The sequence below is a fragment of the bacterium genome, from assembly GCA_030019025.1.
In the GTDB taxonomy this organism is placed as follows: Bacteria; Hydrothermota; Hydrothermia; order UBA1063; family UBA1063; genus UBA1063.
In genome coordinates this window covers 14,271-35,060 of the sequence record JASEFR010000020.1, presented here as the reverse complement: position 1 = coordinate 35,060, position 20,790 = coordinate 14,271, and the positions used below count along the sequence as shown (strand labels likewise).

Genomic DNA, 20,790 nt, shown 5'->3' with positions numbered 1-20,790 from the left:
TTTCGCTACCTTAGGACCGTTATAGTTACGGCCGCCGTTTACCGGGGCTTCGGTTTGGGGCTTGCACCCCTCCCCTTAACCTTCCGGCACCGGGCAGGCGTCAGAGCCCATACGTCCTCTTGACGAGTTCGCGGACTCCTGTGTTTTTGGTAAACAGTCGCCAGGCCCTCTTCGCTGCGACCCCGTTCCGCTCCAGCCGCAAGGGCCTTCACGTACTTGGGGCACCCCTTCTCCCGAAGTTACGGGGCCAAGTTGCCGAGTTCCTTAGGGGGAATTCTCTCGCGCGCCTGAGCATTCTCTGCCCGTCTACCTGTGTCGGTTTGCGGTACGGTCAGCCTGGTTTCAACGCCTGCGAGGCTATTTCTTGGCAGCATGGTCCAGGCCAGTTCTCCCCCTTTCGGGGGATCCCCATCGCCTCTCAGAGTTGGGTCTTTAAACCCGCCCCTCCGGATTTGCCTGGAGAGGCCTCCTACTGGCTTAGACGCCCTAAGCCACCAGGGCGCTGGCCTTTCCCTACTGCGTCACCCCCCAGGCTCCACCAAGCTGGCTCCCGAATATTAACGGGATTCCCATCCCCTACGCCTTTCGGCCTCAGGTTAGGGGCCGGCTAACCCACCGCGGACGAGCCTTCCGGTGGAAACCTTAGACTTTCGGCGCCCCCGATTCTCACGGGGGTTATCGCTACTAATGCCTGGATTCTCACTTCCCTGCAGTCCATCACCCCTCGCAGGATGACTTCAGCCCGCAGGGAACGCTCCCCTACCGCTGCCACCAAAGGTGGCAACCCGCAGCTTCGGTGGAAAGCTTAGCCCCGCTAAATTTTCGGCGCAGGGGCGCTCGACTGGTGAGCTGTTACGCACTCTTTAAATGATGGCTGCTTCTAAGCCAACATCCCAGCTGTCTAAGCGCCCCCACATCCTTTACCACTAAGCTTTCACTTCGGGACCTTAGCTGGCGGTCTGGGTTGTTCCCCTCTCGGCAATGGAGCTTATCCCCCACTGCCTGACTCCCGGGAAGCATGTTGCGGCATTCGGAGTTTGGTTGGGTTTGGGGTTGCCCCCTACCCCATCCAGTGCTCTACCTCCGCAACACTCATTCCCGAGGCTAGCCCTAGAGCTATTTCGGGGAGAACCAGCTATCTCCGGGTTCGATTAGCTTTTCACTCCTACCCACAGCTCATCCGAGGACTTTTCAACGTCCACCGGTTCGGGCCTCCATCACCGGTTAAGGTGACTTCACCCTGGCCATGGGTAGATCACCCGGCTTCGGGTCTACCGCCGCCGACTTAACGCCCTTTTCGGACTCGCTTTCGCTACGGCTCCGGCCCAGAAGGCCTTAGCCTCGCCGACGACGGTAACTCCCAGGCTCATTACGCAAAAGGCACGCCGTCAGGCCATTTAACCTCCTCTAAGGGAAGTTAAATGAACCCTCCGACTGATTGTAGGCACCTGGTTTCAGGTTCTATTTCACTCCCCGCACTGGGGTTCTTTTCACCTTTCCCTCACGGTACTTAGTCCGCTATCGGTCACCAGGGAGTATTTAGCCTTAGGTGGTGGTCCACCCAGATTCCCCCAGGATTCCACGTGTCCCGGGGTACTCGGGAACACAGTCCAGGAAGACTCCACACCTTTCGCCTACGGGGCTTTCACCCTCTATGGCCTACCTTTCCAGGTAGTTCGGCTAGGTGGGAATTTTGTAACTTCCCGGCTCCTCCGTGGCGGAGCCCAACTGTGTCCCACTACCCCGTCTCTGCAACGCCCACGGGCTTTGGCACAGAGACGGTTTAGGCTGTTCCCCTTTCGCTCGCCGCTACTCAGGGAATCGCGGTTGCTTTCTTTTCCTCCGGGTACTGAGATGTTTCAGTTCCCCGGGTTCGCCTCCCCCATAAGGGGGATGACCACCTATTAAGGTGGTCGGGTTTCCCCATTCGGGCATCCCGGGATCAAAGGCTGCTTGCGCCTCCCCCGGGCTTATCGCAGCTTGCCACGCCCTTCATCGCCTCCTGGTGCCGAGGCATCCACCAGGTGCCCTTACTATCTTAGCCACCTACCTCAACCACTTTGTTTTCAAAGAGCAGATTCGCAAGTTGTAAAATTATATTCGTTCCCCTTTGGAATGTCAAGGGGCAAAAATATACTTACTTTGTAAGTGTTAATATATTAATATAGCCCCCATGTTCTGTCAAGTTTTTTACAAAGTATTGCAAAAACAAAACTTAAAAGGCACTATAAATTATGCCAATCCACCAAATAAAATGAGAAACTGCGCAATGTTGTTTACACCTCAAAAATATTTCAACTTTACCACCCATGCTTTAAAATTTTAACATGAAAGAAGTTGTAAAAAAATCTTTTCTGTTGAGTTTAAAAATCTTCGGGTCCGCCTTGCTTTTAGGAATCATCCTTTTGGCTTTATTCTGGAAATTTACCCCTTCTCCTTATATTATAGAAAAATACGAGCCAAGTCTTTCCACCGAAGTTTATGATAGAAACGGAAGGCTGATCTACACTTTTTACCTTCAAAAACGCGAGGCAGTTAGACTCTCTAATATCCCAAGAAACCTCATAAACGCCTTTATCGCTATTGAGGATAAAAGGTTTTTCCAGCACAATGGTATTGATATAATTAGGCTTTTTAAGTCCGCACTTGTAGATATTATCTCCCTTAGACCCGTCCAAGGTGCATCCACAATCACTCAACAACTTGCAAGGAATATGTTCCTCACTCCTCAAAAAGCACTAACAAGGAAAATTAAGGAAGTATTACTGGCAATTAAAATCGAAAGAACCTTTTCAAAGCAGGAAATTCTCGAAAAGTACCTAAACATCATTTATTTTGGAAATGGTATTTACGGCGTACAAACCGCAAGCAAGTATTTTTTCGGAAAACCAGTGGATAGTTTAAATCTCGCAGAATGTGCTCTCCTTGCTGCTATACCCAAATCACCTAAACTCTTTTCACCCCTTTCCAACTACCAGAGGGCAATAAGAAGACAGAGACTAATCTTAAAACAGATGAGAGAAGAGGGTTTTATTACTGAATTAGAGTATCAGGAAGCATTAAATACAGAAATAAAAGTAAACCCCGTATCGTTAACCCCATCGGGCGTTGTGGGCCCTTACTTTATGGATATGGTAAGGAACTACGTGATCTCAAGATACGGAGAAGACTTCCTCTACAAAGGTGGCGGAAAAATATATACCACAATGGATCTGGATTTTCAAAGGGTGGCAGACTCCATTCTTCCAGCTATGTTAGACTACTATGAGGAACATTACAAACTTAAACCGGCTAAAAAGGACTTTAATAAAAAGGAACAAGCGGATCAACCTCCATATCTACAAGGCGCACTAATAACAATAGATCAGAATACCGGCGAGATTCTTGCGTTAGTTGGCGGTAGAGATAGAAGCGAAAGTGAGTTTAATAGGGCTACTCAAGCTTTGAGGCAACCGGGGTCAGCCATCAAACCTTTTATATATCTTACAGCGATAGATAACGGGTATTATGGTTGTGACAAGCTTAATGATGCACCCATTGTTCTTTATGAAGGGAAAGAATATGAATGGAGACCAAAAAACTTTGACAACTCTTACCTCGGAGAAATCACTTTGCGAAAAGCTCTTGCTCTCTCGAGAAATCTTGCCACCGTTGACCTAATACTTCAATTGGGCCCCGAAGCTGCAGCCTCATATGCAAGGAGATGCGGGTTTAAGACCACTTTACCCCCCTATCCAGCCATCGCACTCGGAGGAGTTTCTGTTTCCCCAATGGAGTTAACCACAGCCTACTGTACAATAGCAAATTACGGAAAAAGAATAAGACCGTATTTTATAAAGAAAATAATTAACAGGGCTGGAGTGGTTCTCGAAGAAAACAAGCCACAATCGACACAAGTCTTTGATTCAACAACGGTCTACATCCTAATTAATATAATGAAGTCTGTATTCACAGAAGGTACCGCAGTTTCTGCTATTACCGCTTACGGATGGTCAAGACCTGCAGCGGGTAAAACGGGAACCACCGATGAATTCAGAGATGCGTGGTTCATAGGATTTACACCAGAGATCCTTACGACTATATGGGTAGGATATGACTCGGTCAGAACAATTACGAAAAATGCTACAGGTGCATCCTTCGCTTTACCAATTTGGACCCTATACATGAAGGAAATACTGAAAGATAAACCCGCTACTGATTTTGAAGTTCCGCCTGGCATTGTCTTTGCGGAAACCTGCGACGAGTCTGCACTCCTTGCAACCCAATACTGCCCCAAAACCCACATAGAGCCCTTTAGAATGGGGGACGAACCACACGAATTCTGTAAATTACACACACCGTCTCCAACTAAAGAAAAAATCCGCAAACTTAGGGAAGAAGAATCTAAAAATTGAGGCATGTTTCCTTTTATTTTCTATGTTATAAGTTACTCCTCTGTTTTACCATTCTCAGCACAACTTATAGCAACTAACTCCTCTTCTCTTTGGGGACACCCCTCCGCAGTATTCTTTACACCGTCTCTCATCGGAGAAAAAACAAAATTGGAATCATCAATTACTTCCTTCATCTTCCTGACATCTTTTAAGATTTACGGTTTTTCCTTTTCCTACAATAAAGTCGCCATAGGCATGCAATACGTTGGAACCAGGGATATAAACGAGAAGTATTATGTCTTCGGTTTTTCAAGAAAGCTAAGAGATGTGGATTTCGGGCTATCCATTTTGGTGAACGAGAAAGACTTTGAAGGCTTTGCTTCTCGCGAAATCCTCGGCACTTTAGCCCTTTCGAGGGGCGTTGAAGACATCATTTTTGGTGCCTCTTTTACAAAAAACACAAGTACGATGAAAAATTCCCTCAACATTTTCGCTATTCTCATTGAATCCTTAGGCTGTACGTACATTGACTACATCTTCTACCAAAATGAAAGAACTTTTTCACTTAGCCAAGAATTTAACGTTTTACCGCTTCTTACCCTTTCTATTGGTTATTCAAAAGACCCAGACCAATACTTTGTTGGACTTTATTTAAAGAGCTATATAAAGCCTGCAATATCGCTCCGATACCTTCAGAACCTTGGGTATGTAATAACATCAGGAATTGAATATACATTTTGAAGGACTTATAATTTGAAAGAATCCGAACCAAGGAGGAGAGGTTGAGGAGTATTTTTTATCGAGCATTGATAGTGTTGTTTGTCCTGGGGATCTCCCTTTGGACGCTCTGGCCCACCTTCCGCTACTACTCACTTACCACCGAAGAAAAGCAAAACCTTTCATCTGAATATTTGAGTAAACTGAAGAAACGGGCACTCAATCTCGGATTAGACTTGCAGGGCGGTATGTACATGGTTCTTGAGGTTGATAAATCAAAACTTTCAGAAGAAGAGGCAAAAGGTGCTGAAGAGCGCGCCCTTGAGATAATCAGAAACCGCATCGACCAGTGGGGTGTTTCGGAACCGATAATTCAGAAAACAGAAGAAGGAAGAATAATCATTCAGCTTCCAGGCGTTCTTGAAAAAGAAAGAGCAGAGGAACTGATTGGTAAAACTGCACTGCTTGAATTCAAACTGGTAGCGGATCAAAAAACATTAGAGCAAACAATTAAAAATATAGATGACGTTTTACAAAAAACTTGGAAAGGTGACACAACCAAAACCTATCTTACCGATATACTGATTAGCTTCGGAGGAGGAATTGGTGTAAGATCCAGCGAAGTCCATATATTTAAAGAAATCATAAATATACCGGAGGTACAGGCGGTCATACCTGCAGGGTACGAATTCCTTTTCGGAAAAACCGAAGAAACACCTGAGGGCAAAATTAGACCGGTTTACCTCGTGAAAAAGGAGCCCGAATTAACAGGTACAAATCTAAAAACTGCAAGGCACACAATATATCAGGGGCAAGACCCAGCTTATGCTGGAAAACCTATCGTAGAAATACACTTTGACAAAAAAGGAGCCACAAAATTTGCCTTTGTAACAGGTTCAAATATAGGAAAGCAACTGGCAATTGTTCTTGACAGCGTAGTCCAATCTGCACCTGTTATAGAGGAAAGAATTCCTACGGGCGACGCGATCATAAGAGGGAACTTCACCATTGACGAAGCAAAAGAACTGGCGATTATACTCAGGGCAGGCGCTTTACCAGCTCCAATCAAAATCGTGGAAGAGCGCACGGTTGGTGCTACACTCGGAAAAGACTCAATAGAAAAGGGTATGAAGGCCTTTCTCATTGGGTTAATTATAGTGGTACTATTCATGTTAGTTTACTATAAACTCGCGGGTCTCATCGCTGATCTTGCCCTCATTCTCAACGCTATATTTATCTTGGCGGTTATGGTTGCACTCAAAGCAACCCTGACGCTCCCCGGAATGGCTGGACTCATTCTCACCGTTGGCATGGCTGTGGATGCCAATGTTCTTATCTTTGAGAGAATTCGTGAAGAACTCCGAGCGGGTAAAAGCCCTAAATCCGCAGTAGATGCAGGATTTGCCAAGGCAACCATCACCATTTTTGATGCAAACCTCACCACTCTGATCGCAGCTTTGGTACTTTTGAGATTTGGTGTAGGGCCCATAAAAGGGTTTGGAACAGTTTTAACCATTGGTATTCTCTCAAACTTCTTTACCGCAATCTTTGTTTCCAAAATCATTTTTGACTACCTTGTTAACGTTAAAAAGGTAGAAAAACTAAGCATATAAAGGAGTCTGCAATGGAACTTTTTAGAAATCTAAGAATTAACATTATAGGAAACCGAAAATACTTGTACTTTACTTCAGTTGTACTCGTTCTTCTAAGCATAGTTGTGCTTATAGTAAAAGGTGGTCCCAACTACGGCGTCGATTTCCGCGGAGGACTACTTTTACAGATTGAAACTACGCCCGCTTTAAAAATAGAAGAAGTCAGATCCACACTTTCAGCAAAGGGATACACGGCTGAGGTTCAAACATTTGGAAAAGCTGGAATGTTTATTCTGAGGTTCAAAAGCGAAGAGATTAAGCCAGAAGTGATCCTTGAAGTCCTCAAATCTGCTTATCCTGATAGAGATATATCTCTCTTAAGAGCTGAAATGGTAGGACCATCCATAGGAAGAAAGCTTACGCTCCAGGCCATAACCTTGATTCTTATAGGAATGTTATTAATGCTCATTTACATCTGGTTCAGATTTGATTTTAGATTTGGCGTAGCCTCAGTAATAGCCCTCTTCCACGACACCTTAATAGCCCTTGGAATTTATACTTTTCTTGGAAAAGAATTTTCTGTACCAACAATTGCAGCAATTTTGACACTGATTGGCTACTCCATTAACGACTCCATAGTGGTTGCGGACAGAATAAGGGAAAAACTAAGGGCTTTTGGTAAAGTTATTCCCAGGAACAAGATTGAGGAAATTTTTAACAGCGGTGTGAATGAAACTCTTTCCCGTACCATTATAACTTCTTTAACAACCCTCTTTCCTCTTGTAGCTATACTTATTTTTGCTCGCGGTACCACCATCTTTGACTTTGCATTAATCTTGACCATTGGCGTCATCATTGGTACATACTCTTCCATAGGGGTTGTAGCGTCAATTGTAACTGATTGGCACAAAGCCACCCTTAAAAAGGAAAAGGCTTGAGATTAGGGATAACCGGAAACCCATACAAAACTGGTATTAATAAAGTAATGGAGCATATCCTGAAACATTTTGACAATTCTGAACTTTTGATATGGGTTGGGTTACAGAATCATCTTAAAGAGTTCAAAAAACTTGATTACGCTGATGAATTAACATTGAAAGAAAAAGCAGATATCATAGTCGCCATTGGGGGAGATGGTACCTTTCTTCGATCTGCGAGGCTCTTCATTGAAAAGCCCATAATGGGAGTAAACGTTGGCACCTTTGGATTCCTGACTATATACCGCGAAGAAAATCTACAAATAGCGCTGGAAAATTTGAAAAAAGGAAATTGGACCTATGAAGAGAGAACCGTTTTGCAGGCTAAATTAAGCGATAAGACTCTAATCGCATTAAATGATATAACTTTTAGTGTAACAGGTGCACCAAGAATGATGAGCGTTGAAGTACGCGTAAACAAAGAAAAACTTTACGACTTCAGAGGAGATGGCCTTATAGTATCAACGCCAACAGGATCAACCGCCTATAATCTTTCTTCCGGTGGCCCTATTTTGTATCCCACTATGGAGGCCTTCGTCATTACGCCCATTTGCCCACATAAATTATCTTTAAGACCCATTGTGGTGCCTGCCGAAAGCCTCATTGAGGTTACGATCTCCTCGAAAATGGAGGAAACGTTAATTTCTGCCGATGGCCAGGAAACTATTCCAATTTCTAATATTACCGTTTTACTCACCAAGAGTAACGAAAAAGCCAAAATTGTCAAAACGCCCGGAGTTTTAAGTTACTTCGAAATTCTCAAGAGGAAATTTAACTGGGGTTAATGGGGCTCCTGAGGCTTTCTATAAAAAATTATCTGCTTGTTGATAATCTCGAGGTAGAATTTCATCCGGGATTTAACGTAATTACTGGTGAAACAGGCGCAGGTAAATCGCTGATAATAGGTTCTCTCAACATAGCTCTGGGAGAGAAAATTGATTGGGACCTAATGGGAGAGAAGGAAGCAGAAATAACAGCAGTTTTTTCGCTATCAGAAGAGGAAAAAGAAATCCTGAGAAGAAACAAAATTGAGGTTGACGAAGAAATAATAGTGCGAAGAATATTAAACCCGACTTCAAAAAAGTCGAAAATTTACATCAATATGAGTACGGTGACCCTGAGTTTCCTCAAGGAAATTACAGAACATCTAATTGATCTACATGGTCAGCATCAGCATCAGAGCCTCTTAGACCCACAAAGGCATATAGATTATCTGGATGGATTTGCAAATATTTTAAAGGAAAGAGAGAAAATGAAACACTTATACGACGCGCTTCTCGATGCAAGAGGAAGGCTTGATGATTTAAAGAAAAAACAGAGGGAAGCTCAAGAAAAAGAAGAGTTTTACCGATTTAAACTTGATGAATTAGAGAAGGCAAACCTGAAAGAGAGCGAAGAGGAAGAGCTGGAAGAACGTTTGAACATCTTATCAAATATAGAAAAACTGCAGTCAAATGTTACCGCATCAGCCTTTGAAATTTATGAAAGTGAAGAATCGGCTTATGAAAAGATATTCAGAGCTATAAGAAGCCTTCAAGAAATAGTAAGTATAGATGCAAAGCTAAACGAAGCAATCAACACTCTGCAGGAAATTTCCGACAAGCTTCAGGATACTTGGCGTCTCTTGATGGAATATAAAAATGATCTCGTTTTAAATCCCGAGGAATTGGAAGAGGTACGAACCAGACTCACCTTTCTAAAAAATTTAAAGCAAAAATACAGAAAGAGTATTGAAGAACTAATACAGGAAAAAGAATTCTTAAAAAGCGAACTCAGCAGAATTGAAAATTACGACAAGGAAATAGATGCATTAACAAAAGAAATTTATAATCTTGAAAAGCAAGTGAGGGAGCAGGCTGAGATTTTGCACGAAGCAAGAGTAAAGTCAGCACCAGAGCTGGAAAGACTCATAGAGGAAGAGTTAAAAGATTTAGCGATGGAAAAGGCGAGATTTAAAGTAAATATAAGTGAGGGAGAAATAAATCACCTCGGGAAGGATACCGTAGAATTTTACATCTCCACTAACCCAGGGGAAGAGCCCAAACCTCTCTCAAAGATCGTTTCCGGTGGAGAGCTTTCAAGGATCATGCTTGCTATTAAAAGAGTTTTAGCTGACCTTGTGAATGTGCCAACGATGGTCTTTGACGAAGCTGATACCGGAATTGGGGGAAAAGTTGCTGAAAAGGTGGGAAGAAAGATGAAAGAAATAAGCCAAAAAAGGCAGGTAATAGTGATAACCCACCTACCGCAAATTGCAGCCTTTGGTGAAAAACATTTTATCGTAGAAAAATTTGTAGAGGGGGATAAAACCCGCGTGAAAATAAGAGAACTCAGCGAACAGGAAAGAGTACGAGAAATTGCAAGGATGCTTTCAGGAGAAAAAATAACGGAAGAATCTCTCAATTATGCGGAAAAATTTTTAAAGAGTATCAGGGGGTAAGATGGCAAATTCAGAAAAAGAGTTCAGCCCTTTTGTAAGGCGTGCCTGTGAAATATTATTCGACAAAAAGGCAGAAGAGATTAAAATTATTGAAGTAGGCAAATTTATTCCCCAAATAACGAACTATTTTATCATTGCCACTGCCAATTCCACAGAACACATGAATGCGCTAAGGAAACATTTAGAAGATGAACTTGCCCTTTTGGGAGCGAGACTCCACCACTCTGAGGGCTCGAGAAATTCCCGATGGATGCTTCTCGATTACGAAGACTTTATAATACACATTATGCTAGAAGAAGCAAGGGAATTTTATAGGCTTGAGGAACTATGGGGTGATGCACCCAGGTGGACCTATGAGGAAACTTTTAAGAGAGAGGATTGAAGAAAAACTTGCAGAAATTATTGAGAAAAACTTTGGATTAAAAGCCGATTTTTATTTGGAAGAATCTGCAGGAGAAAATTTCGGGGATTATTCCACAAATATACTCTTCAAACTGGCGAAAGAATTGAAAAAGAACCCCGCCGAACTGGGTGAAAAGATTGTTGCGCAATTATCAAATTTTGATCTTCTTGAAAAGGCAGAAGTCCAGAAAGGGTTTTTGAACTTTAAAATATCACAAAAATCCCTGGGAGAGATACTAAAAAACATATCAGAAGACCCCGAAAACTATGGCAAAAACAATCTCGGTAACAGAACAAGGGTCAACCTCGAATTTGTATCGGCAAACCCCACAGGCCCGCTGGTGGTCGTGAATGCAAGGGCAGCTGCAGTAGGTGATTCACTCAGAAGGATAATGAATACCTGCGGCTATGTTGTTGACTCGGAATACTACGTAAACGATGCAGGCGGTCAGATAGAAAGGCTCAGGAAATCCGTTGAGGCACGCATCCTTGAGCTCCAGGGACTCCCTTTTGAGTTTCCTGAGGATGGATACCAGGGAGAATACATTTACGACGTTGCAAGGGAAATTTTGAAAAGGAACTTTTCTGGCGACTACGGGAGATTCGCCGTGGAATACATCCACAATTGGCAGAGGAATACTCTGGAGAGGTACAGAGTCAAATTTGACAGATTCGTATTTGAGACCGAGATAAGAAATTCCGAATATCCACGTAAAGTTATGAAAACCCTTGAAGAATCTGGTCTAATCTATTCTGAGGACGGTGCAACCATTTTTAAATCATCAATTTTTGGCGACGATAAAGATAGAGTTCTAATAAGGAACAATGGTGAGCCTACCTACTTTTTCTTTGACCTGGCTTACCATCTCCATAAAATTGAAAGAAACTATGAGATTCTCATAGATATTTGGGGGCCAGACCACCATGGATATATCCCAAGAATGCAAGCGGGCTTAAAAGCTCTCGGGTTTGATATTGAAAAATTCAAAGTACTCATTGCCCAGCAGGTTAACCTTGTAAGAGGAAAGGAAAAGGTTAAAATGTCAAAGCGGAAAGGCGAAATCTACTCAATGGATGACCTCATAGACGAAGTTGGTGTAGACGCAGCGAGATTCTTTTTTCTTACAAGAACGGTAAATGCACACCTTGACTTTGATCTGGAACTGGCAAAAACCATTGGGGTGCAAAACCCTGTCTACTATGTACAATACAGCCACGCAAGGATTGCCAGTCTTTTGGATTTTGGTGCGGAAAAAGGATTATCCTATAAGAAAGGTGATCCTTCTCTACTCACTGAGCCAGAAGAAAGGAGTTTAATTCGGAAGATCATGTTTTATCCAGACATATTACAGAGTGCTTGCAGAAGCCTGGAACCACACCTGCTTGTTAGGTATCTCCTCGAACTTTCTGAGCTCTATCACAGCTATTATCAGAAAGTTAGAATTGTGACTGAAGATGCAGAGCTGAGTAATGCGAGACTTTTACTATCTTTTGGTGTCAAGACCGTCGTGAAAAATGGTCTTGAACTTTTAGGAATAAAAGCACCGGAGAGGATGTAAAATGAAAAATCCCCTTGATTTAAGGCCAATTATATTTACCAGGAACTATCTTAAAAACCCGGAAGGGTCATGTCTCGTTCAGATGGGTAATACGATTGTTCTGTGCACCGCTTCGGTTCAAACCAAACTTCCAAACTGGCTTCAGGGTTCGGAACAAGGCTGGATCACCGCTGAGTACAGCATGCTTCCCAGGTCCACTCAGGAGAGAAAACCGAGAGAATCCCGCACCGGAAAGTTGGATTCCCGCTCCGTTGAGATATCGAGGATAATAGGAAGAAGTTTAAGGGGAGCTTTAGATCTTAAAAAGATGCCAAATATCTCTATCATTATAGACGCCGATGTATTGCAGGCTGACGGCGGAACACGAACAGCAGCAATAAATGGTGGATTTGTGGCACTATTTGACGCAATAAGATATTTGATGGAACAGAAGGTTATAACTGAAAATCCGATTCTCGAGTTTATAGGTTCTGTTTCCGTAGGCATCGTAAATGGTAAGTTTTACTTAGATCTATCCTACGAAGAAGACTCCCAAGCTGAGGTAGACTTAAATGTCACGATGACGGAAACCGGAAAAATCATTGACATACAGGGCACCGCAGAAAAAAGGCCATTAACACGGGATGAATTGGAAAAGCTCTTGGATATCGCTTACGAGGGTATTAAAAAAATCATAGAAAAGGAAAAAGAAGCATTGGAATTAAGGTAAGGAGAAAAAAATGAGGATCTCAGACTTCAGAAGTGATACCGTTACAAAACCCACTGAAGAAATGTATGAGGCAATGATGAGGGCGCCCCTCGGGGATGATGTCCTGGGAGACGATCCCACCGTCATAGAGCTTGAAAGGCTCGCTGCAGAGAAAACCGGTTTTGAGTCTGCCCTTTTTGTTCCCTCAGGTACAATGGGGAATGCCATAGCAGTGAGAGCATGGGCAAAGGATGGAACTGAAGTAATACTCGAAGAAATGTCTCACATCTATACCAGTGAAGTGGGTCACATTGCATACATATCAAGAGCGATTCCCAGACCTTTAAAATCCAAAAGGGGCATAATCGACCCCGAAGATATAAGGAAGGCAATAAGGAAAGAAGAACTTCACAGGGCTGGCACATCTTTAGTTTGCCTCGAAAACACCCACAACTACTGGGGAGGCAAATCCCTACCTCCCGATTACGTCGCAGAAGTCTCGGCAATCTGTAAAGAACACGGTTTGCCATTACACATGGATGGAGCAAGGATTTTCAATGCATGCACCCATCTTAAAGTAGATGTTAAAGAATACACCAAACATCTTGACTCCTTAATGTTTTGTCTCTCAAAGGGACTTTCCGCTCCTGTAGGGTCTATGCTCTGTGGAACTAAAGAGTTCATAGAAAAAGCAAGAAGGATAAGAAAACTTCTTGGTGGTGGGATGCGCCAAGCTGGAATTCTCGCCGCTTGTGGAATTGTAGCCATACAGAAAATGATCGATAGGCTCGAAGAAGACCATAAAAACGCAAAAAAACTGGCAGAAGGGCTGTCAAAATTCCCATTTTTAAAAATAAATCCCGATGAAGTAGAAACTAACATTGTGATCGCCGAAACAAAAGTTGACCCTCAGAAAATATTGAGTCACCTTCAATCCAGGGGAATCCTTGCCCTTCAGTTTGGTCCAGGGCGTATAAGATTTGTAACTCACAAAGACGTAAATGAAGAAGATGTTGAAAGACTGTTGAAAGCTCTGGGGGATTTCAGGCCTTAGACAGAAATGTCAAAACACATAGCCATCGTTGAAGATCAAAAAGAAATAAGAGAACTCATTGCCATCAACTTCTCCAAATTCAATTTTATCGTTCACAAATTTTCTTTCGGCTCTGAACTTTTAAAACATCTCGAGGAGAAAAACTATCCGGACCTTATAATTCTTGACATTATGCTTCCGGACTGGGATGGCTTTGAACTACTAAAATACCTGAAAAGCCAAGAAAAATATAGTAAAATACCGGTAATCATGTTAACTGCAAGGTCAGATGAGGCTGATAAGGTTTTGGGTTTAGAAATGGGAGCAGATGACTACGTAACAAAACCCTTCTCTACGAGAGAGCTGGTGGCAAGGGTCAAAAGTGTTCTGCGAAGATACGAGAAAAGGGAAGGTGAAGTAATAACTTACGGCGAAGAACTGGTTATAGATTTAGACTCCAGCCAGGTATTTTTTAAGGGTAAGGAACTCCATTTAACCACTACAGAATTTAAAATCCTCAGCCTCCTTGCGTCCCGGCCGGGCAAAGTATTTTCCCGAGAAGAAATTCTATCTCAATTGTGGGGGCTGGATAAAGACACTTTGGAAAGAACTGTGGATGCGCATATTTCCAATCTTAGAAAAAAACTCGGCGAATTGGGAAAATTGATAAAGAATGTTAGAGGCCTTGGATACAAAATAGAGGCAAGGTAATTTGTACAAAAAATTGTACTTTTATATCTTTTTCCCTACCCTTTTATTCCTTCTGGGGCTATATTTTGCATCGGAAAAGGTGCTGGAAAGGGGGATAAACTCTCTTCACCAGGAAAATCTTCGAGACTTTGCTTTTTCCATCATAGAAGGTTATGGAGAATCTCTTTTTTCCATTGAAAAAAGAGATGAGCTCTTTACCAATTTGCTTTCCCTTGATTCCCTTACGGGAAACAGGATAACGGTTATCGACACCAGCGGAATTGTGATTTTTGATACGAGAAAAAACCCAAAAAACATGGACAACCACCGCTGGAGACCAGAAGTTGTTGAAGCATTGGATGGCAAAATAGGATTCTTCCAAAGGGAAAGCCAGACTCTGAAGAGAAGAATGTTCTACTGCGCAGTCCCTGTGATAAAAGGTGATACCATCATAGGGGTCCTTAGAGTTAGCGAACCAGAAGAAAAGCTATTTGAAAGCTACAAAAAATTCAAAACCAACTACATCATCTTTATTTTGGTTGTATCAGCAGTGATATTTCTAATTCTAACAATCCTTGAATCCAAATACAGGAAAGACATCTTTCTCTTTTTACAAGCATTCAAAAAACTATCGGAAAATGACTTTAGTGTTAAGATTTTGAGAAGTAAAGATGATCCGCTTAGAGAACTTGCAGAACATTTCAACGCAACAGCTGAAAAATTAATGAAAAGTTATAGAGCTCTGCAAGAAACCGAACAAAAACTAAAAGAAATTCTCGAAACAATCCCTATTCCCATCGCTATTGTAGATAACCAACTTAATCTGATTTACTCCAATCTTTCCTTTAAAAAACTTTTCTCAAGCGATGTGGGGACAGACCTTTCGACTCTAACTTCACTGGAAATTTTAAGACATGCAAGAGCAATCTTGAAAGAAAAAGCCGACGAAATTAAATACGAAATCCTATGGAAAGAGAGACACCTTCAGGTTTACCTGAAAAAACTGGGCGATATCCCACAAATTATTATAATAGCAATTGACATTACTGATACTTTTGAAAAAGAGAGAATCAAAAAAGAACTCATCACCCACGTCTCCCATGACCTAAGAACTCCTCTCACTATTATAAAAGGCTACGCGGAAACCATTCTTGAAGAAAACAGTGATAGCAAAATAAACTCATACGTTGAAACAATTCTTAAAGCTGTAGACGAACTATCCCAGCTTGTAGCAAAACTCAATACCCTTTCAAAACTGGAAAATCTTCTGGAAGTAGAGATCAAAGAAATCAATCTGAAGGATTTTATTGAAAGCATAATTATACCCTTCGAGCACATTGCAAGTAAGAAGGGCCTTGAATTTCACCATTCAATTGAAACGGATACTGAAACCATAAAAAGTGACCCTGAAAAGTTAAAGATGATCCTTATCAATCTCCTTGATAACGCTTTAAAATTCACCGAAAAAGGAAAAGTGGAGCTGAATATAGAAAAGAAAGGAAACAAACTTAAAATAACAGTTAGTGATACAGGCCCCGGTATCCCTGAAAATTTAAGAGCCAGAATCTTTGAAAGGTTTTTCACTATGGATAAGTCAAGAGGAGCAGGTTTTGGACTGGGACTTGCCATTGTAAAACATGCTGTCCAATTATTAAAGGGGATTATTGAAGTTGAAAGCCAAATTGGCTTTGGAACTACATTTACTATAACAATCCCGGAAGTTTAATTTCTTTTAACCAGATCTTAACACTCCCTTAACACTTCCACTCAATAATTTTATTGCTATCAAAAGGAGGTAAAATGACCAGAATAAAATCACAAAGAGGGTGGATAATGACCGCTGTGTTAATCCTCATGGCGATCCAGAATGCTAAATCGCAAGAAGCAATGAAAACCTCAGGAGTGATGTTTGGTGACATGTACTACATACAGCAGTCTAACATCGATTCCCTAAAAGGGCAATATGGATTTCTTATAAGAAGAATAAACTTGACCTTCGACAAAAAAACCGAAGATAGAGTTTCGGTGAGAGTTAGACTCGAAATGAAAAGTCCCAATGTGGATAAAAGGCCAGAAACTAAGCTTACACCTTATATAAAAGATGCCTATTTATCTTACAATATCGGGAGTGCAAAATTCACCTTTGGCGTTCAGCCAACCATTATCTTGGAATCTCCGGAGAAGGTATGGGGCTTAAGAGCGGTAGAAAAGACCCTATTAGACTTTCAAAGAATAGTTCCATCCAGAGACCTTGGAATATCACTTAACTTTAAAAAGTCCATAGGCGAATTAAGCATACTTTCAGCGAAAGGTGGTAAAAATAAGCTTAACAACTATTTCGGTTTAAAAATCGAACCATTTAAAGGGCTAATCTTTGACTTTTCAGGAAGATACGAAATAATAGACGATTCCACCACCGCTACCCTTCTCAGGCCCTTCATAGGATACAACATACCAACGTTCAGGGTAGGTGCAGAATTTGGATATTATCAGAAGAAAAATGGCCGGCAAGGATTCGCATCAATTTTTGCTGCTAAGGAGATTACAAGAAGGATGGAAGCCTACTTAAGATACGACCGAGTAATGCAAGCGAATCCAGAAGGTGACAAAATCTCTTACATGCCTCTCTCAAAGTTTTCTAAGGCTAACCTAATATACGCAGGTCTCTCCTATAAAATAATTAAAAACGTTTCTCTAATTCCAAACGTCGCTTATGTCATGTATGACAATAAGAACATAACAAATGATTTTTATGTGAAGTTAACCTTTTATGCAAGTTTTTAGGGGGTAAACATGAGAAAAATTCTTTTGGCCACCCTCTTTTTGGGTCTCGCAGGTAGCGTAAAGGCTCAGGGAGTAGAGCTCACTGGGGCAGGGGCTACTTTCCCCTACCCCCTCTACTCCAAAATGTTTGATGTCTACTACCAGACCACAGGAATCAAAGTAAACTACCAGGCTATTGGTTCTGGTGGAGGAATTCAACAGTTAATTGCAAAAACCGTTGATTTCGCAGGTTCCGACGCGCCAATGACCGCTGACGAGGAAAACAAGGCAGGTGCGGAGGTCCTCCATATTCCAACCTGCCTCGGCGCAGTGGTAATAACCTTCAACCTGAAAGGTATCAACGAGTTAAAACTTGCCCCTGACATCGTAGCAGACATTTACCTCGGCAACATAACCCATTGGAACGACAATAGAATTCAGAAACTGAATCCCAACATAAAGTTACCAAAACTCCCGATAACACCAGTTTACAGAGCTGATGGAAGCGGAACCACCTTTGTCTTCTCAGACTACCTTACAAAAGCAGATATAAAATGGGCAGAAAAAATGGGGAGAGGAAAGTCACTAAACTGGCCAAGAGGTGTTGGCGGTAAAGGCAATGCGGGCGTTGCTGCACTCATTAATCAAATAGAAGGCGCTATCGGCTATGTTGAATTAGCCTATGCTAAGCAAAACAACATGCCTGTGGCACTCATCAAAAACAAGAAAGGAAATTTTGTAAAGCCAGACCTTAAGTCTATTTCAAAGGCAGCCGATGTGAAGATCCCTGAACACCTTAAAGTCTCCATAACCGATACCGATAATCCCGAGGGTTATCCGATTTCCAGTTTCACCTGGATACTGGTTTATAAAGACCTTTCTTACCTCAAGGATAGAAAAAAAGCAAAGGAGCTCTACAAACTCCTCCACTGGATGACCCACGAAGGACAGCACTACACCATGGAACTCGACTACGCTCCTCTGCCAGAAAGAGTAGTTAAAATCATAGAAAAGAATCTCACCACAATAACTTTTGAAGGCAAAAGGCTTCAATGATTGAAAAGAACAAAAACATTAATGGCGAAGGGGAGTTGAAACTCCCCTTCGCCTTATTTAGAGTCAACCTTTCTCAAGATGCTATTTTTTCCAACCTTTTAAAGGCCTCAGCCCTTCTTGTATCGGTGATAATCTCAGCCTTTATGCTAACCCTTTTCTTATCGAGCTGGCCCTTTATTAAAACCTTTGGCCTTAAACCACTTATTTCCAACGTATGGGATCCTATTAAAGAAACCTACGGTGCATTACCCTTTATTGCCACCACCCTCTTTGTTTCCGTTCTCGCCCTTCTTTTATCTGTGCCTTTCTCCTTGTCAGTAGCCTTTCTTACAAAGACTAAAAATACATCAGAAACCGTGAAAAACATTATAACCACAGCCCTTAACCTAATTGCAGCAATCCCCTCAGTAATTTATGGATTTTGGGGCCTCTTCGCTTTGGCTCCGATAGTAAGAGTAATTCAGTTAAAACTGGGATATCCTCCCTATGGGGTTGGTATCTTTACAGCGGTAATTGTTCTGACCATTATGATAATCCCTATGTCTGCCTCCATCGCTTCTGAAGTGCTAAAGCTTGTGTCCAAAGACGTTGAAGAAGCTTCTTATGCATTGGGTGCTAATACTTTTGAAACAAATCTGAAAGTCTTGCTTCCGGTGGCTAAATCAGGTATTTTAGCAGGTTTTCTCCTCTCCTTAGGAAGGGCTTTAGGGGAGACAATGGCAGTAACCATGGTAATTGGTAACTTTAACAACTTTCCAGCTAACCTCTTCGCACCGGGTAATACCATTGCAAGCCTCATAGCTAATCAATTCAATGAAGCCTCGGGTGTACATCAGAGTGCCTTGATATTTCTCGGTCTTATTCTCTTTCTGATTACCTTAATTTTCAACTTCCTTGGAAACCTTCTAATAGTGAGGAGGCAGCAGAAATGAGGAGAAGAAAATTTCTGGACAAAGCCTTTAAAGTGGGAATTTTAATATTTTCCTTTTTTACCATTATTCCCCTCCTAATAATACTTTTCACACTGATAAAATGGGGAATCAGTGCCATTAATCTTGACCTCATCACAAAGGTTTCACGACCTGTTGGTGAAAGGGGAGGAGCATTAAACTCCATAGTGGGCACGTTGATCATTACCACAGTTGCCACCCTTATTGCTACACCCATTTCCATTTTTGCGGGCGTTTATGTCGCAGAATTTCCAGATAAGTTTTTAAGTAAGGTTACTGCTATAAGTTCCCGACTAATTGCGGGGATCCCATCAATTGTAATAGGGGTAGTAACCTACCTCTGGTGCGTGAAACCAATGAGAGGATATTCTGCATTAGCAGGAAGTATTGCTCTCGCAATAATGATGATACCCAATTTGGTAACCGCCACAGTCGAAAGCATCATGATGATTCCCAAGGATTTCAAAGAAGCAAGCCGTGCTCTTGGGGCAAACCTCACTAACACCACATTGAAAGTAATAATACCTTTCGCCATTCCAGGAATTCTTACGGGTCTTCTAACAAGCTTTGCGAGAGTTGCTGGTGAAACAGCACCCCTCCTTTTCACCAGTTTTGGAAATCCGTTTATGAACCTTAATCTTTTAAAACCGATGAATGCATTGCCCTTGTTAATATACAACTATGCGACCAGTCCATACAAAGAGTGGCATCAGATCGCCTGGGGTGCATCCCTTATACTAATCCTAATAGTGTTTTTAATCAGTATTCTCGCAAAATTGGGAGTTAGAAAACGGAAAATGTAATTTTGAGAGTAGAGGATCTCAATGTGTTTTATGGGAGCCACCAGGTCCTTTTCAACATAAATCTAAAAGTACCAGAGAAAAAAATTACTGCAATTATGGGTCCATCAGGATGTGGAAAATCCACTCTACTCCGATCAATAAACCGAATGCATGAGTTGTACAAAGATGTTACCGTCATGGGTAAAATTTACCTTGGGGGCAAAGATATCTTTGAGATGTCCCCTGAAGATGTGAGGGCAAAGGTTGGAATGGTATTTCAGAGGCCCAATCCGTTCCCTCATATGAGTATCTACGACAATGTCATCGCAGGATACATTTTGAGGGGAATAAAACTAAAAAGGGAAGAAAAGGACGAGATTGTGGAAAGAAACTTAAAGGCTGTTGGGTTATGGGATGAAGTTAAAGATAAACTCTTTAAAAGAGGCACCTTTCTCTCTGGAGGACAACAGCAGAGACTTTGTATCGCGAGGGCCCTCGCAATGAATCCAGACATAATTCTTCTGGATGAGCCCACTTCTTCCCTCGATCCTCAGGCCACTGCAAAAATAGAGGAATTGCTGGTAAACCTTAAAGAAAAAGTTACCATTCTCATCGTAACCCACAACATAGGACAGGCTTCGAGAATTTCGGACTTTGTGGCATTTCTCTACAACGGTGTCCTTGTAGAATTCGGTCCATCAGCAAAAATTTTTACAACACCGGAAAAGAAAGTCACGGAGGAATTTTTATCAGGTAAACTTGGATGAG

General features: G+C 42.0%; 17 protein-coding genes and 1 rRNA gene. 17 read left to right on the top strand and 1 reads right to left on the bottom strand.

Going from position 1 to position 20,790, the window contains the following annotated elements; all coding sequences use genetic code 11:
• Window positions 1-2,044 (bottom strand): 23S ribosomal RNA (locus QMD82_06140); the annotation flags it as partial.
• Window positions 2,045-2,327: 283 nt separating this feature from the next.
• On the opposite strand from QMD82_06140, the gene QMD82_06135 reads away from it, so the two are divergent.
• The 17 genes from QMD82_06135 (at window position 2,328) to pstB (ending at window position 20,789) form a co-directional block, all read left to right on the top strand.
• On the top strand, window positions 2,328-4,394 hold the full coding sequence (locus QMD82_06135) for a PBP1A family penicillin-binding protein (GenBank protein ID MDI6851497.1): 2,067 nt from the start codon (window positions 2,328-2,330) through the stop codon (window positions 4,392-4,394).
• A 3-nt stretch (window positions 4,395-4,397) separates the two neighbouring features.
• Window positions 4,398-5,114, top strand: a complete 717-nt coding sequence (locus tag QMD82_06130; protein ID MDI6851496.1) for a hypothetical protein — start codon at window positions 4,398-4,400, stop codon at window positions 5,112-5,114.
• A gap of 41 nt (window positions 5,115-5,155) precedes the next feature.
• Window positions 5,156-6,703: a protein translocase subunit SecD gene (gene secD, locus QMD82_06125; GenBank protein ID MDI6851495.1), complete on the top strand. Its 1,548-nt coding sequence runs from the start codon at window positions 5,156-5,158 to the stop codon at window positions 6,701-6,703.
• An 11-nt stretch (window positions 6,704-6,714) separates the two neighbouring features.
• Window positions 6,715-7,620 (top strand): protein translocase subunit SecF, encoded by a 906-nt coding sequence (gene secF / locus QMD82_06120; protein MDI6851494.1) that lies wholly within the window; start codon window positions 6,715-6,717, stop codon window positions 7,618-7,620.
• On the top strand, window positions 7,617-8,444 hold the full coding sequence (locus tag QMD82_06115; GenBank protein MDI6851493.1) for an NAD(+)/NADH kinase: 828 nt from the start codon (window positions 7,617-7,619) through the stop codon (window positions 8,442-8,444). Before secF ends, QMD82_06115 begins: the two co-directional genes overlap by 4 nt.
• Window positions 8,444-10,099 carry a DNA repair protein RecN gene (recN, locus tag QMD82_06110; GenBank protein MDI6851492.1) on the top strand — a complete coding sequence of 552 codons (1,656 nt, stop codon included), beginning with the start codon at window positions 8,444-8,446 and terminating at the stop codon, window positions 10,097-10,099. Before QMD82_06115 ends, recN begins: the two co-directional genes overlap by 1 nt.
• A 1-nt stretch (window position 10,100) precedes the next feature.
• Entirely contained in the window at window positions 10,101-10,481 is a 381-nt protein-coding gene (gene rsfS, locus QMD82_06105) for a ribosome silencing factor (GenBank protein ID MDI6851491.1), read from the top strand.
• Window positions 10,453-12,060: an arginine--tRNA ligase gene (gene argS / locus QMD82_06100; GenBank protein ID MDI6851490.1), complete on the top strand. Its 1,608-nt coding sequence runs from the start codon at window positions 10,453-10,455 to the stop codon at window positions 12,058-12,060. Before rsfS ends, argS begins: the two co-directional genes overlap by 29 nt.
• 1 nt (window position 12,061) lies before the next feature.
• Entirely contained in the window at window positions 12,062-12,769 is a 708-nt protein-coding gene (gene rph, locus QMD82_06095) for a ribonuclease PH (GenBank protein ID MDI6851489.1), read from the top strand.
• A 10-nt stretch (window positions 12,770-12,779) separates the two neighbouring features.
• Window positions 12,780-13,802 carry a GntG family PLP-dependent aldolase gene (locus QMD82_06090; protein ID MDI6851488.1) on the top strand — a complete coding sequence of 341 codons (1,023 nt, stop codon included), beginning with the start codon at window positions 12,780-12,782 and terminating at the stop codon, window positions 13,800-13,802.
• Between the two features lie 6 nt (window positions 13,803-13,808).
• Entirely contained in the window at window positions 13,809-14,492 is a 684-nt protein-coding gene (locus QMD82_06085) for a response regulator transcription factor (protein MDI6851487.1), read from the top strand.
• Window position 14,493: 1 nt separating this feature from the next.
• A complete protein-coding gene (locus tag QMD82_06080; GenBank protein MDI6851486.1) occupies window positions 14,494-16,197 on the top strand; it encodes an ATP-binding protein in 1,704 nt (567 codons plus the stop codon).
• A gap of 74 nt (window positions 16,198-16,271) precedes the next feature.
• Window positions 16,272-17,255 (top strand): hypothetical protein, encoded by a 984-nt coding sequence (locus QMD82_06075; protein ID MDI6851485.1) that lies wholly within the window; start codon window positions 16,272-16,274, stop codon window positions 17,253-17,255.
• A 9-nt stretch (window positions 17,256-17,264) separates the two neighbouring features.
• Window positions 17,265-18,290: a phosphate ABC transporter substrate-binding protein PstS gene (gene pstS / locus QMD82_06070; GenBank protein MDI6851484.1), complete on the top strand. Its 1,026-nt coding sequence runs from the start codon at window positions 17,265-17,267 to the stop codon at window positions 18,288-18,290.
• Entirely contained in the window at window positions 18,287-19,222 is a 936-nt protein-coding gene (gene pstC / locus QMD82_06065) for a phosphate ABC transporter permease subunit PstC (GenBank protein ID MDI6851483.1), read from the top strand. The genes pstS and pstC overlap by 4 nt, the downstream gene beginning before the upstream one ends.
• Window positions 19,219-20,043 carry a phosphate ABC transporter permease PstA gene (gene pstA, locus QMD82_06060; GenBank protein MDI6851482.1) on the top strand — a complete coding sequence of 275 codons (825 nt, stop codon included), beginning with the start codon at window positions 19,219-19,221 and terminating at the stop codon, window positions 20,041-20,043. The genes pstC and pstA overlap by 4 nt, the downstream gene beginning before the upstream one ends.
• A 2-nt stretch (window positions 20,044-20,045) precedes the next feature.
• Window positions 20,046-20,789 (top strand): phosphate ABC transporter ATP-binding protein PstB, encoded by a 744-nt coding sequence (pstB, locus tag QMD82_06055; GenBank protein MDI6851481.1) that lies wholly within the window; start codon window positions 20,046-20,048, stop codon window positions 20,787-20,789.
• The last annotated feature ends 1 nt before the right edge of the window (window position 20,790 follow it).

Excerpts from the sequence above, each read along its gene's own strand:
- pstS (MDI6851484.1), top strand. The coding sequence starts at position 17,265 with ATGAGAAAAATTCTTTTGGCCACCCTCTTTTTGGGTCTCGCAGGTAGC.
- recN (MDI6851492.1), top strand. The coding sequence starts at position 8,444 with ATGGGGCTCCTGAGGCTTTCTATAAAAAATTATCTGCTTGTTGATAAT.
- QMD82_06135 (MDI6851497.1), top strand. The coding sequence starts at position 2,328 with ATGAAAGAAGTTGTAAAAAAATCTTTTCTGTTGAGTTTAAAAATCTTC.
- QMD82_06075 (MDI6851485.1), top strand. The coding sequence starts at position 16,272 with ATGACCAGAATAAAATCACAAAGAGGGTGGATAATGACCGCTGTGTTA.
- argS (MDI6851490.1), top strand. The coding sequence starts at position 10,453 with ATGAGGAAACTTTTAAGAGAGAGGATTGAAGAAAAACTTGCAGAAATT.
- rph (MDI6851489.1), top strand. The coding sequence starts at position 12,062 with ATGAAAAATCCCCTTGATTTAAGGCCAATTATATTTACCAGGAACTAT.
- rsfS (MDI6851491.1), top strand. The coding sequence starts at position 10,101 with ATGGCAAATTCAGAAAAAGAGTTCAGCCCTTTTGTAAGGCGTGCCTGT.
- pstA (MDI6851482.1), top strand. The coding sequence starts at position 19,219 with ATGAGGAGAAGAAAATTTCTGGACAAAGCCTTTAAAGTGGGAATTTTA.
- QMD82_06130 (MDI6851496.1), top strand. The coding sequence starts at position 4,398 with ATGTTTCCTTTTATTTTCTATGTTATAAGTTACTCCTCTGTTTTACCA.
- QMD82_06085 (MDI6851487.1), top strand. The coding sequence starts at position 13,809 with ATGTCAAAACACATAGCCATCGTTGAAGATCAAAAAGAAATAAGAGAA.
- QMD82_06090 (MDI6851488.1), top strand. The coding sequence starts at position 12,780 with ATGAGGATCTCAGACTTCAGAAGTGATACCGTTACAAAACCCACTGAA.
- pstC (MDI6851483.1), top strand. The coding sequence starts at position 18,287 with ATGATTGAAAAGAACAAAAACATTAATGGCGAAGGGGAGTTGAAACTC.
- secF (MDI6851494.1), top strand. The coding sequence starts at position 6,715 with ATGGAACTTTTTAGAAATCTAAGAATTAACATTATAGGAAACCGAAAA.